Origin of the sequence: Exiguobacterium sp. s46 (genome assembly GCF_018618875.1) — a bacterium.
In the GTDB taxonomy this organism is placed as follows: Bacteria; Bacillota; Bacilli; order Exiguobacteriales; family Exiguobacteriaceae; genus Exiguobacterium_A; species Exiguobacterium_A abrahamii.
Genome location: NZ_JACSMY010000001.1, coordinates 1,185,914 through 1,198,905, shown reverse-complemented (window position 1 = coordinate 1,198,905; position 12,992 = coordinate 1,185,914). Strand labels below are relative to the sequence as shown.

Here is a 12,992-nt window from a genome sequence, read left to right as displayed (position 1 = left end):
AGTGGAAGGAAGTGAAGGCATGCAAGCGAAACAAACGCTCGTTGCATTTCTCGAAGAATTGAAACAGGACCGCTCGTTCATGGAGCGGATTACGTATATGAAAACGATGGAAGCGACAGCTGGGCGGTATGTCGATTTTCCAGAACGACTACCGGAGCGTTTACGACAAGCTCTTCGAACACGTGGGATCACGCAATTGTACCGTCACCAAGGGTTAGCGTTTGAACGTGTACAAGCGGGAGAGTCGACGGTCATCGTCACACCGACTGCCTCCGGAAAGACCTATTGTTTTAACTTACCGGTCTTATCGCACCTGCTCGAGCATCCGAACGCGCGGGCATTATATCTCTATCCGACAAAAGCCCTCGCACAGGATCAAAACAGTGAATTACTTGAATTGATCGATCAATTAGAGGCGCCGATCCGATGTTTTACCTATGACGGAGATACGTCACCGACGATTCGAACAAAAGTACGAAAAGCTGGTAATATCGTCATCACGAATCCGGATATGCTACATTCCGGCATCCTACCACACCATACGAAATGGATCGAACTGTTCGAGAACTTGAAGTATATCGTCATTGATGAATTACACACATATCGTGGTGTGTTTGGTAGCCATGTCGCCAATGTCATTCGTCGCCTGCGACGGATTTGTCGGTATTATGGTAGTGATCCCGTCTTCATCATGACGAGTGCGACGATCGCCAATCCGCAGGAACTAGCAGAACGACTGACAGAAAAAACAGTCGGTTTGATTGATGATAACGGTGCGCCAACAGGACGTAAACATTTTCTCGTCTATCAACCACCCATCGTCAACGCACAACTCGGCATTCGACGTTCAGCGACGCTTGAGACGAAACAACTGGCGATGCGCTTCATCAAGAAAAAGTTCCAAACGATCGTCTTTGCACGGTCACGCGTTCGCGTTGAAGTCTTACTGACGTATCTAAGAAGCATCTATCCGCATGAGCTCGGTCCGCGATCGATCGAAGGGTACCGGGGCGGTTATTTGCCGAGTGAGCGTCGCGATATCGAACGACGGTTACGTCAAGGAGAGATCACCGGTATCGTCTCGACGAACGCTCTCGAACTTGGTGTCGACATCGGTCAACTGCAAGTCTGTATCATGAATGGTTATCCGGGAACGATTGCTTCGCTCTGGCAACAGGCAGGGCGTGCGGGACGTCGACAAGATGATGCACTAATCATTCTCGTCGCTTCTTCCGGTATGCTCGATCAATATGTCGCAGAACGACCAGAGTTATTCTTGAATCAATCCCCGGAAGCAGCCCGACTTGATCCGGATAATCTGATCATTGCCGTCGATCACGTCAAATGTGCAGCGTTTGAACTGCCTTTTACGAAAGGAGAATCATTTGGGACTCTCGAGACGGAAGATATCCTCGAATACTTAGTCGAAGAGCGTGTCCTGCACGAACGTGGCGATCGCTTTTATTGGATGAACGATGCGTTTCCGGCTCATGGAATATCGCTTCGGTCGAGTGATCAAGAGAACGTCATCATCGTCGATCAGACCGAGGTACCGAATCGAGTCATCGGTGAAATGGATACGTTTAGTGCGATGACATTGTTACATGACGAGGCCATTTATCTTCACGGAGCCGATCAATACCAAGTTGAGCATTTGGATTTTGAAGAGAAAAAAGCGTTCGTCCGTGCCGTGGACGTTGATTATTATACGGATGCTAATTTTTCAGTCGACCTTTCCGTGCTCGAAGAAGATGAACAGTATGCAGAGGGAGAATATAGTGTTGCGCGCGGCGATGTTAGCGTCCGCGGAATGGCAACAATGTTTAAGAAGATTAAGTTCGGTACGCATGAGAACATCGGGTCTGGTCCGATTCACTTACCGGAACGAGAAATTCATACGACAGGTGTTTGGTTCACTTTACCCGATCACGCACGCTCTTCGACAGAGCTCGAACAGGTGTTAGAAGGGGTCGCGAATAGTCTCAGACGTGTCGCACCGCTTTATTTGATGTGTGATGCCAGTGATGTCTTCGTCGTGCCGCAAGTCAAGGCGACACACACGCAACAGCCAACTGTTTATCTATATGATCGTTATCCAGGGGGTGTCGGTCTCGCGGAGTCGATTTATAAGCAACGCGGTGTCATGTTGCGTGCCGCCCGTGATTCGATCGTCACATGCCCTTGTCAGGACGGTTGTCCTGCTTGTATCGGTATGGTTGGTGTAGCAGACGAGAAAGAACGAACGATTCAGTTGTTAGCAGAAATGGAGAAGGAACTATCATGAAAAATCGTCTTAGACGTATGCTGAAATCTACATCAGACGCCGCGACGGAGGATCAAGTGTCTTCCGCTCCTGAAGTGGAGACGCTGAAAACACCAATCGGATGGACTGACGAACAGCAAGCCTGGATTGATCGTGGGGCCGATATTTTGACGTTCGAAGAAGAGTGGATTGTCAGGATCGACAAGAGATATGCATTAACAGATCGACATGGAGACCGAAGCTTTGCTGAAGTGTATGAGTCCTTACAATTGCCGCATCCGCCGCTTGCGTTAGATGTCCCGCTCGAGCAGGTCATTTTCTTTGATACAGAGACGACAGGATTACGAGGAACCGGAACGACGATCTTTTTACTCGGGTTCGCGCGCTTTGAGCAGGGCGGATTGCTGATGCGACAATATTTCTTACCGCATCCGCACTTTGAAGCTGCCTTTTACCATCACTTCCTGCACGATATCGGAGATGATGTCCGCTTTGTGACCTATAACGGGAAAAGCTTTGATTGGCCGCAAATCAAGACACGTCATGTCTTCGTTCGGGAACGTGTTCCTCGTTTGCCGAAAGTCGGTCATCTCGATTTACTTCATGTCGCGCGACGAATCTTTAAAGGAATGTATGATTCCTATCGATTGACAGCGATGGAAGAGCGAATCGGATTTGAACGGGAAGGGGATTTACCTGGATTTTTGGCACCGATGCATTACTTTCAGTACGTCGAACACCAGCATCCGGATATCATGACAGGGGTCTTGCAACATCATCTGGATGACTGTCTGACGCTTGTCGGACTCTATGATGCGTGCAATCGACTCGTCACACATCGAGCAGAGGCGCCTTCTCCGATTCAAGAAAATATCGCGATTTGGCTGGCAGATCTCGGAATTCATGAAGGATCACACGCTCATTTTCAGCAAGTCAAAGAACTATCAGCAGAAGGATGGTTGCGCCAAGGATATTTGCATAAAAAAATGAAGAACCATGAACAAGCTCGAGAGTGTTTCTTGAAGAGCGACAGTTATTTAGGGTATGTTGAGCTTGCGAAGTGGGCAGAGCACATTGCAAAAGATCCAGTGCTTGCTTATGATTATACGGAACGAGCACGACAACACGTCGAGCGACATCATTGGTTGATTACTAAAAAAGAACGAATCTTGGCAGAGCTGGATCATCGAGGACGTCGGTTGAAAAGGAAGTGTGACGTGTGAAAGTTGTCGCCATCACAGGATACAAACCCAATGAACTAGGTATCTTTGATCAAAAACACCCTGGTATCCGGGTCTTAAAGGCAGCATATCGTGAGCGAATGATTCGCTTAATTGAGGATCGAGGCACAGAATGGTTTATCACGAATGCCTCACCGGGTTGCGAAATCTGGGCATGCGAGGTCGTACTTGAATTAAAGGAAGAGTATCCCCATATTCGTCTCGGTATTCTTTTGCCGTTCTTGGAACAGGAAGCACGCTGGAAAGAGCCAGTTCAAGCGCAGTACCTTTCCATTCTTGAACAAGCTGACTTCGTCGAAGCAATCAGCCAGAAACCGTATACGGATCCATCGCAGTTACGTAATAAAACCGAGTTCATGATTCAAAAAAGCCAAGGATTATTGTCGGTTTTTGATGAAGAACATGGAGGATCAGCGAAATTTTTAGTAGAGCGTGCTAGAATAGAAATGGAACAATCCGATTATCAGTTGTTTTTAATTACACAAGATGATTTATCTTGGCTCGAACAAGAATTACAATACAATGATCAGTGGGAGTGAAGAGGATGTATAAGCCATTGTTGACAGCGGACGATATTTACAAAAAGGAATTCAAAACCGGCCTCCGTGGCTATGTCATCGAAGATGTCGATGGATACTTGGATCAAATCATTAAAGATTATGAAGGATTCGAACGTGAGATCGAACGTCTGAAGAAAGAGAACGAGGCGTTAAAACAAGCACCAGCACAACCGGTAAAACGTGAAGAGCGCCGCGTCGAGCAAGCGGAGCCACAAGTATCAAGTTCATCGAACTATGACATGTTACGTCGTATTTCAAATCTAGAGAAGGCCGTTTTCGGACGTCCGCACCAAGATTGACGCATCAAAAAAGACATTTCTGTCAGATCAGAAGTGTCTTTTTTTATTTCCTTCTTTTTGAAAGAATCGTCATCTGAATGAAAACGGTGTTAAGATAACTAATAATACATACTACAAAGGATGATGAACCATGTTACAAGTCATGACTGCTTCTGTTCCTGAACCACCGCGCCGTCGTTTTTTTGCAAGTAAACAAGTGAGTCCGACGACGAGTGAGACGGATGCACTCTGTAATGAAATCCGTCATGTTTGTCGTTTTGATTGGATGTTGTTTGATCGGATTCGTCTTTCTGACACGATAGTCATTCCTTTTGCGCTAATCGGACCAAAAGGATTGTTCCTCGTGTTACAAAACGATGCGGTCGTAGAATGGATGACGGAGGAATCTTGTCATGTCACGGATGCTGAGCATGGAAGAAAAGTGTTTGCACCTCATCCCATCCATCGGTCGAAACAAATCGTTCAAGCGGTTCGAAAAACGCTAAAAGAACAAGGGATCATCATTCCGATTCATGGCATTACACTTTTTCCGAATGCACCACAGATGCGGACGGAACGAATTAAATTCCCGACGGGGCACAGCTTTAAAGATGTGCGGGCGTTCATCGTCTCAAAGAAATCCTCACCTGTTCAAGAGCAAGAACGAAAACAAGTTGCGTTTTATCTCGCGCAACAACAGGAATGAACAAAGGCAGTGAAGCGCTCGCTTCACTGCCTTTTCGTTTGAATTCATCGTCTTGGTCGAGACGCAAGAATGTCTTCAGCTTGATCCAAGTCTTCTTTCAAGACATACACCGCTACGCGATCATCCAAGTCTTTACTGAAACGTCGGAATAAAAACGAAGTTTTGACGCCGCGTTCGACTCGAATCTCTAAGTCAGCTGCTTCGAGTCGCGCAGCGTCCTTTAATAAATCTTCTCCTTTTTCACCAAATGCTTCCCCGATCAGTGACCATCGAAGGTTTTCCTTCGTTCGTCTGCTGACGATGACGAGAAATGCAATGACCAAAAGAATGATTAAAACCGTTCGAACTAGCTGTATATCCATCTTTGCCTTCACCTCACCTACTATCATACCGAGTTAACGCGCATAAAGTAAACGTTCAACATAGCGGGAGAACGATTTACTTTTCAAACCTTGTTGGCGATACGCGATATAACCGTCAGGGCGAATTAAATATAATCCAGATTGCTTGATGCCAAAGCGTCGTGCCAGTTCACCGCCTTGATCGACGACACCATCCTCTTTAAGGGATTGATGGATCGGTACTGTCTCAAATAGATCGGGATAAGTATAGGCGAGTTCCTTGAATGGCTCAAGAAGATCATCGGTTGCATTTTTTGGTAAGAACAGTAGTAATAAGAAATTCCGATCGGCACGACGTAACAATAGTTCGTTCTTTTTCGTCCGCGGGTGAACGACTTCACTGTAAGGCATCGGTTCGCCTGGTTTTGGTGTCAATGGACTAAAGTGTCCTTGTGTGACGAAGGTCGAACTCGCTGGGTAGTGGCTGTTGAGCTGTGCAATTCGGTTCGTCACGAAATGATGTAAGGGTGCGATCTTTAGACTATTTCGAATGACTTTTTCCTGCAAGGGCAATAAAAAAGGAATATTGATTTGCAAAAGTTCCGTCGCAAGATTGGTTGATCGTAAGATCCCTTGTGCCGCTTCCCGACGTTCGACGCTGTAAGAATCAAGTAATGGAAAACTCGCCTTGAACTGATGGACACACCATAGTTTCCAAGCGAGGTTCATCGCATCAGCAATTCCGGTATTCATTCCTTGACCACCGACGGGTGAATTGATGTGTGCCGCGTCCCCGATCAAATAAATCCGGTGGTGACCGAATTTCTCGATGATCCGATTATGGACACGAAACATCGAATACCAATGGACTTTTTTGAGCTCAAACGGTACTTTTGCTCGATTTTGTAAAAAGTCATCAATCGCTTTATGGTCGGTCGGAACAGGTCCGCTCGTTAGATTGCCGGTAATCCGGAACAAGTTCGACTGGAGAGGGAACGACTCGATAACGCCATGATCAGAGAAAAAGATATGAACTTCCTCAGAAGAGAGCGGCCAGTCGACCTCGATGTCAGCCAGTGCCCACGATTCTTTGAACGACTTCCCGCTGAACGGAAGCCCGAGTTCACGACGGACGAAACTGTTTGCACCATCTGCTCCGATGATGAAGGAAGCGTCGACCGTCTCTGTTTCTCCTTTATGTTGTAAGGATGCTGTAACGAAAGTTGGAAATTGAGCAAACCCTGTTAATTCTGTTTCGCGCTCGACTACGTGTCCATATTGGGCGAGTTGCGCTTCAAGAATCCGTTCCGTCTCACTTTGAGGCAACAGCGTAACGAACGGAAAAGGTGTATTCAAATCCGTAAAATCAAGTTTTGCCTGCCATGCACCATTGACATAGAGGTTTCCTTGATTGATTTTGATTGCATTCTCCATCAAGTCTTCTGCAACACCAAGCCTTGCGAACAACTCCAGAGAACGCGCTTGAATCCCGATCGCTTTTGAGACGACAGATGGTCCGCTTGCACGTTCGACGATGCGAAAGGATAATCCATAGCGTGAGAGTGCAAGTGCGAGTGTTAAACCGGTTGGTCCGGCACCGATAATGAGGACATCTAATTTTTTATTCACGGATAACCCCCCTTAATTTACATCTTAGCCAAAACTCGTTACCATTAAACTATTGATGACACGCTTGACGTGTGAAAGGATGAAACTTGTGAACGAACAACTTTTTACGACAGAACGATTGATTGCGAATTTTAAAGAATATATCCGTCAGAATGACGCACATCTGACGAAACGACATGCGTTAAACGCCTATTACAAGACGGTAGCAGGATCGATTTTATCGGACCGGATTGCTAAGAATGCGGATCTCATCGTCCGTATGCGCCATCTGGAAGAGGCGTACCAACACGTTGCACAAGAAGGGCGATGAAACAGGTGAACTTAGCCGATATCCGAAAGCATTACGTAGATTCTGAAGAACGTTTACCTCGTCATGCGGCAGCTGTACTCGTTCCGTTAGTTGAACAGAATGGCGAAGTCTATTTGTTATTTCAAGTACGAGCTAAGACATTACGTTCGCAACCAGGTGAAATCGCTTTTCCAGGTGGTCGGATCGATGGCGGTGAATTACCGAAAGCAGCGGCTGTCCGCGAAACGGTTGAAGAATTAAATGTCAGTGCTTCTGAAATCGAAGTGATTGGAACGCTTGAACCACTCGTGACACCGAACCGGTCGATCATTTATCCGTATCTTGGTATTCTCCATGCGACAGACTTTAATCCTTCGCCGGCTGAAGTCGATCATGTGTTTCTTGTGTCATTAACGGAATTGATGACTTCAAAGCCGATTAAAGGAGATATGGAGTGGCGGATTCGCCCTGGTAAGGAAGTGCCGACCGAACGAATGGCGAATCGAGAAGCCTATCTGGATCGTACGTATACAGTCACGGAGCATTTTTATGAGCACGGGGACTATCTGATTTGGGGACTAACTGCTAAAATCTTGCGCCAGTTCTTAGCTCAATTGACGCGTGACTAGCTTTTTCGGTCGTTATTTTATATGATTAACTGTAATTGAACGTGTCAGGAGATGAGTAAAATGGAAGAAACAGAAGAGTTATTCGATTATATCGTTGGCGATATGGTAAAAACGAAAGAAGGCTGGGTGGCGGAAGTAACGGCAGTATTGACAAATACGGTCGTTGGTGATGTATCCCACACGAAAAACTTTGAGGCACTCGGCTTAGAGTTTGAAAAACAAGTTTTATTAAAGTCAGAGATTGAATTGCTAGAGCGCAAAACAAAATAATACATGAAAGCACACCACATAATTGGTTTGCTCAGACTTAAGACAAAGCGTAATTTTTCTCTTAACGAGAAAGATTGCGCTTTTTTGTTCATCTCGAATCGTTTTCCTGGAACAAGCATTGCGCCGCTTCACTTCATTGCAGGGTCGCTCCTGCTTGTTTTCCCCTAGGAAGCGATTTCGATTGAACAAAACGCTTCTCGCCTCTTTCTTTCGGTATAAAAAAGTATAAACGAAGAAGGAGAAAGACTTCCCATAATGGGTAAAAGAGATCACCATCATCGATTAAAACATACCACCATCATATTGGAACAACTGGTTCCGCAGGACCATCTTGTTTGCAAACTCAGCACACCACATAATTGGTGTGTTTTTTTATGTTCATCCAGCGGACTGAATAATAATGAAATCCTACATTCTTTTGATTTTTGAAGAATTGGACAAAATGACTGAAAACATCGAAAAGATACATTTATTACAAAAGAGTAACAAAGATTAATTCGTAACAGAACGGTTACAAAATATAAAAACGTTGATACACAACGATTGAGAGCGTTTTTTGTAAGCGTGTAACCATTTCGTTACTTTTTGACAGATATATTTCAATTCATAGTGTTCGCTTTTCAAACTATTTGTCACCGTGATACGTTGTGCGGGTCGTAAAACGGCGAGAAAGGTTGGCATCAACATGAAACGAACATCATTCCTTTTATCCCTTTGTTTAGCGGGATTCATATTTATTCTTTTGCCGCATCACGAAGCGTCGGCAGCACAAATCGGGATTGGTACGGAGAAGACGATCGTACAAAATCCATTAGAGATGAAACGTCAAGCTGCTCAAGAAAAGCGTGAACAAGCAGAGGCGAAAAAACAAGCGCGTCTAAAAGCCTTGGCTAAGCAAAAAGCAGAAGCAGAGCAAAAAGCAAAAGCAGCACAAGAAGCCAAAAAGGAAGCACGACAGGTAAAGAAACAAAGTCGAACGCAAGCAAACGCTGACCGTTCCACAAAACGTACGGAAACATTTGAGACGACAGCGTATACGACGAATCCAGAAAACAATGGAAGCCGTTTGTATAATGGTCGCGCCTTAACGGCATCGGGTTATGACGTCACGAATACGATTACATACGAAGGACGTCGCATCGTTGCTGTCGATCCATCGGTCGTACCGCTTGGAACTAAGGTACATGTAGAAGGTTTCGGCGATGCGATTGCGCTCGATACAGGTGGTGCGATTCGCGGGAAAATCATGGATCTTCTTGTCGGTTCAAAACAAGAAGCTTTAGAATGGGGTCGCCGTCAAGTCACGGTGACGTTCGAATAAGAGAAGTTTACGGTTAGGCGGTGGATAGTTTCCATCGTCTTTTTGTTTTGATGAAGAATAAAATAACGATCTGTTCGATGATGGATTTAGAAAACAGGGGAAAGAGTAGACGGAATAGGTTTTAGAATGTCCAAGAAAGGGGAATTTTACAAAGATAATAAACCGGGAAACGAGGGATGGTTCGTGATTAAATTCAAGGATGTCGGCAAAACGTATGCAGACGGAACAAAGGCAGTGCAACACGTGAATTTTACGGTTGAACAAGGCGAGATTTTTTGTTTGATCGGTCCTTCAGGATGCGGTAAAACAACGACGATGAAAATGGTCAATCGATTGATTGATCATACGGAAGGACAAATTTGGATCGATGGTGAACCGATCATGTCGATCAATGAGCATGAACTTCGACGGCGAATTGGCTATGTCTTACAACAGATCGCTCTCTTTCCACACATGACGATTGAGGAAAACGTCAGCGTCGTGCCTGAGTTATTGAAGTGGAAAAAGGAGAAAGTAGTACAACGAGTCGATGAATTATTTCGGTTGACTGGGTTAAACACATCACTTAAGAAAAAATATCCAAGTGAACTCTCTGGTGGACAGCAACAACGTGTCGGTGTCATGCGGGCACTCGCAGCAGAACAAGACGTCATCTTGATGGACGAACCATTTTCTGCTCTTGATCCCATTTCACGTGAGCAATTACAAAATGATTTGTTGCATCTAAACGAAGAGCTTGGTAAAACAATTTTATTTGTCACGCACGATATGAACGAAGCGTTGAAACTAGGCAGTCGCATCTGTCTGATGAACGCTGGAGAGATCGCTTTCATCGGTACGAAGGAAGAGGTACTAGCCAGTAACGATCCATTCGTTCAAGAGTTCATGCGTCAAGTCAGGGGGAGTGTCGAATGAATGGATTGATCGAAACGTATCAAGACCGGAAGACTGAATTGCTTCAAGCGCTAATCGAGCATATTCAATTATCGGTCATCTCCTTGCTCATTGCCTGTGTAATCGCTATTCCGCTTGGGATTTACTTATCACGTAACAAACGTCTGAGTGAGTGGTCGATTGGTGTAACCTCTGTCATCCAGACGATTCCATCACTCGCGTTACTCGGTCTGATGATACCACTTGTCGGGATCGGTACAGTTCCGTCCATTATTGCACTTGTCTTATATTCCTTATTACCAATCGTTCGTAATACCTACACGGGTCTTGCCGAAGTCGATCCTTCGATCAAGGAAGCAGCACGAGCGTGTGGGATGACCCCGATGCAAAGTCTTTGGAAAGTCGAACTCCCGTTGGCTTTGCCTGTCATGATGGCTGGGATTCGAACAGCAATGGTACTGATCATTGGTACAGCAACGATTGCTGCCTTGATTGGTGCTGGGGGATTAGGCTCGATCATTCTCCTCGGGATTGACCGCAATGATAACTATCTATTATTGCTGGGTGCGATTCCAGCAGCACTCCTCGCACTTTTATTTGATGGATTGTTACGTCAAACGGAAGTAGCGACACGTAAACGACAAACAGCACGTCTCGTGACGGCAGTCGTCTTGATGGTCGCGATCGTCGCCGCACCATTTGCGTTCGGGCGTAGTGAACGACCAGATCTCGTCGTCGCCGGAAAACTAGGTGTAGAACCGGAAATTTTAATGAATATGTATAAGATTGTCATCGAAGATGAAACGGATTTGACGGTACAAGTCAAACCAAACTTCGGGAAGACGACGTTTGTCTACAAGGCACTCGAGTCAGGTGATATCGATGCGTATCCAGAGTTCACAGGAACGGTGCTCGCTAGTTTGACGAATGAAAAACCGAAGTCGAATGATGCAAAAGAAGTGTACGAACAAGCAAAAGCCGGTCTTGAAAAACAAGATTTAGCCTTGCTACCACCGATGAACTATAACAATACCTATGCTGTAGCTGTTCCAAAGAAATTAGCAGAACGCTACGATTTGAAGACGATCTCTGATTTAAAACAGGTCGCGAATCAGTTGACGGCTGGATTCACGTTAGAATTTAAGGATCGACAGGATGGGTATAAAGGGATTCAAGATAAATATGATGTCAATTTCCAGAAGGTCGTCACGATGGAGCCGAAATTGCGTTATAAAGCAATCGAATCAGGGGAAATCGATGTCATTGATGCCTATTCGACAGATCCGGAGATTGCGAAATACGACATGGTCGTCTTAAAAGATGATCAGCAACTATTCCCTCCATACGAAGGAGCTCCTCTTCTGCGACAAGAGACGATCGAGGAGTATCCAGAAGTAAAACAAGCACTTGAGCAATTGTCAGGTAAAATTTCAGATGAAGAGATGTCAAAAATGAATGAAGCTGTCGCATACGGCGGGAAGACGGCGAATGAGGTCGCTCGTGATTACCTGAAGAAGGAAGGCGTCATTCAATGAAACTTTTACTGATCAGTAACCCGACAGCTGGGACAAACGGCACGGGGTTACTTGGAGAAGTCATCGAACCATTAAGTACATTATTCGATGAAATCGTCATCAAGAATACGAAGCAAGCTGGAGATGCGATGCAATTTGCGGAAGATTCGTCCGCATTTGATGCGGTCGTCGTCATCGGCGGAGATGGGACGGTGTTCGAGACAATCAACGGGGTCGCAAAACTGGATGATCGCCCGATACTTGGCATCATTCCTGGAGGGACCTGTAACGACTTCGCTCGAACGCTTGGTTTACCGATGGCTCCTCGGCTTGCTGCGGAAGCGATCGCGATGCAACACGTTGTTCAGGTCGATCTCGGACAAGTCGAAAATAGCTATTTCTTGAATTTCCTTGGTGTCGGTCTTGTCGCAGAGGCATCGATTGGCATCGATACAGAAGAAAAAGCGCGTCTCGGGAAGATGGGATATTATCTATCGACGATTCGCTCAAGTCTAGAAGCACAACCCTTCGAATATGAACTGATTTTAGATGAAGGTCGTCACATGACCGGCGAAGCAGTTCTCATTCTGGCGGCAAACGGAGAATCACTCGGTGGAATCGAGACGAACTTATCAGATGGAGCCTATAATGACGGGAAACTTGATTTAGTGATCGTCGATGAAGTAAACTTGACAACCATTCGAGATGTGATTCTTCAAAAAATTGGTCTTGCCAATGATCCTTCCTTTACACATATCTTGACGAGTGGTTTTCAGTTGAAAACAAAAGACGCAAAAGTCATTGATACAGATGGTGAGAAAGCCATCCATACGCCGGTTACAGTTAAAGTGTTGCCGGAGTACCTGCGCATGTATGGAGGCACACAATAATAAAGTACGAATGAAGAGAAGGTCGTCATAAAAAACGACCTTCTTTTTTATATTTCAGTACATATATGCGGTTATGCTTTGACGCTTTAAAGAAAATATTTGATAAAGGATGACTTTCACAGATTCTTTCTGTACAATGAAAAAGTATTTTGAAAAGGAGGTGGAGC

General features: G+C 45.3%; 14 protein-coding genes. 12 read left to right on the top strand and 2 right to left on the bottom strand.

Annotated elements, in window-relative coordinates:
• Nucleotides 1–19 precede the first annotated feature (19 nt).
• From KNQ08_RS06400 to KNQ08_RS06380, 5 genes are all read left to right on the top strand, one after another.
• Nucleotides 20–2,284 (top strand): DEAD/DEAH box helicase, encoded by a 2,265-nt coding sequence (locus tag KNQ08_RS06400; protein ID WP_050677424.1) that lies wholly within the window; start codon nt 20–22, stop codon nt 2,282–2,284.
• Nucleotides 2,285–2,301: 17 nt separating this feature from the next.
• Nucleotides 2,302–3,486 (top strand): ribonuclease H-like domain-containing protein, encoded by a 1,185-nt coding sequence (locus tag KNQ08_RS06395; RefSeq protein WP_251133630.1) that lies wholly within the window; start codon nt 2,302–2,304, stop codon nt 3,484–3,486.
• Nucleotides 3,483–4,043 carry an SLOG family protein gene (locus KNQ08_RS06390; RefSeq protein ID WP_023468608.1) on the top strand — a complete coding sequence of 187 codons (561 nt, stop codon included), beginning with the start codon at nt 3,483–3,485 and terminating at the stop codon, nt 4,041–4,043. Before KNQ08_RS06395 ends, KNQ08_RS06390 begins: the two co-directional genes overlap by 4 nt.
• A 5-nt stretch (nt 4,044–4,048) precedes the next feature.
• Nucleotides 4,049–4,363 (top strand): cell division regulator GpsB, encoded by a 315-nt coding sequence (gpsB, locus tag KNQ08_RS06385; protein ID WP_023468607.1) that lies wholly within the window; start codon nt 4,049–4,051, stop codon nt 4,361–4,363.
• Between the two features lie 130 nt (nt 4,364–4,493).
• Complete coding sequence (locus KNQ08_RS06380) at nt 4,494–5,048, top strand: hypothetical protein (protein WP_214805131.1); 555 nt, start codon at nt 4,494–4,496, stop codon at nt 5,046–5,048.
• Nucleotides 5,049–5,092: 44 nt separating this feature from the next.
• Here the strand turns inward: KNQ08_RS06380 and KNQ08_RS06375 are convergent, their stop codons facing one another.
• The gene (locus KNQ08_RS06375) at nt 5,093–5,410 is read right to left on the bottom strand and encodes a hypothetical protein (RefSeq protein ID WP_023468605.1); all 318 of its coding nucleotides are present in this window, start codon (nt 5,408–5,410) and stop codon (nt 5,093–5,095) included.
• A gap of 33 nt (nt 5,411–5,443) precedes the next feature.
• The gene (locus KNQ08_RS06370; protein ID WP_214805129.1) at nt 5,444–7,018 is read right to left on the bottom strand and encodes an FAD-dependent monooxygenase; all 1,575 of its coding nucleotides are present in this window, start codon (nt 7,016–7,018) and stop codon (nt 5,444–5,446) included.
• An 88-nt stretch (nt 7,019–7,106) separates the two neighbouring features.
• Here KNQ08_RS06370 and yvfG point away from each other — a divergent pair, with 88 nt between their 5' ends.
• The 7 genes from yvfG to KNQ08_RS06335 all read left to right on the top strand — a co-directional run bounded on the left by yvfG (nt 7,107) and on the right by KNQ08_RS06335 (nt 12,825).
• Nucleotides 7,107–7,328, top strand: coding sequence for a protein YvfG (yvfG, locus tag KNQ08_RS06365; RefSeq protein WP_214805127.1), 222 nt, complete (start codon nt 7,107–7,109; stop codon nt 7,326–7,328).
• Complete coding sequence (locus KNQ08_RS06360; RefSeq protein ID WP_133207477.1) at nt 7,325–7,936, top strand: NUDIX hydrolase; 612 nt, start codon at nt 7,325–7,327, stop codon at nt 7,934–7,936. Before yvfG ends, KNQ08_RS06360 begins: the two co-directional genes overlap by 4 nt.
• A 60-nt stretch (nt 7,937–7,996) precedes the next feature.
• Nucleotides 7,997–8,206, top strand: a complete 210-nt coding sequence (locus tag KNQ08_RS06355; protein ID WP_023468601.1) for a hypothetical protein — start codon at nt 7,997–7,999, stop codon at nt 8,204–8,206.
• A 685-nt stretch (nt 8,207–8,891) separates the two neighbouring features.
• Nucleotides 8,892–9,527, top strand: coding sequence for a 3D domain-containing protein (locus KNQ08_RS06350; protein ID WP_214770634.1), 636 nt, complete (start codon nt 8,892–8,894; stop codon nt 9,525–9,527).
• Between the two features lie 183 nt (nt 9,528–9,710).
• Nucleotides 9,711–10,442: an ABC transporter ATP-binding protein gene (locus KNQ08_RS06345; protein ID WP_214805125.1), complete on the top strand. Its 732-nt coding sequence runs from the start codon at nt 9,711–9,713 to the stop codon at nt 10,440–10,442.
• Complete coding sequence (locus tag KNQ08_RS06340; protein ID WP_214723536.1) at nt 10,439–11,956, top strand: ABC transporter permease/substrate-binding protein; 1,518 nt, start codon at nt 10,439–10,441, stop codon at nt 11,954–11,956. The genes KNQ08_RS06345 and KNQ08_RS06340 overlap by 4 nt, the downstream gene beginning before the upstream one ends.
• Complete coding sequence (locus KNQ08_RS06335; protein WP_035396868.1) at nt 11,953–12,825, top strand: diacylglycerol/lipid kinase family protein; 873 nt, start codon at nt 11,953–11,955, stop codon at nt 12,823–12,825. The genes KNQ08_RS06340 and KNQ08_RS06335 overlap by 4 nt, the downstream gene beginning before the upstream one ends.
• Nucleotides 12,826–12,992 lie beyond the last annotated feature (167 nt).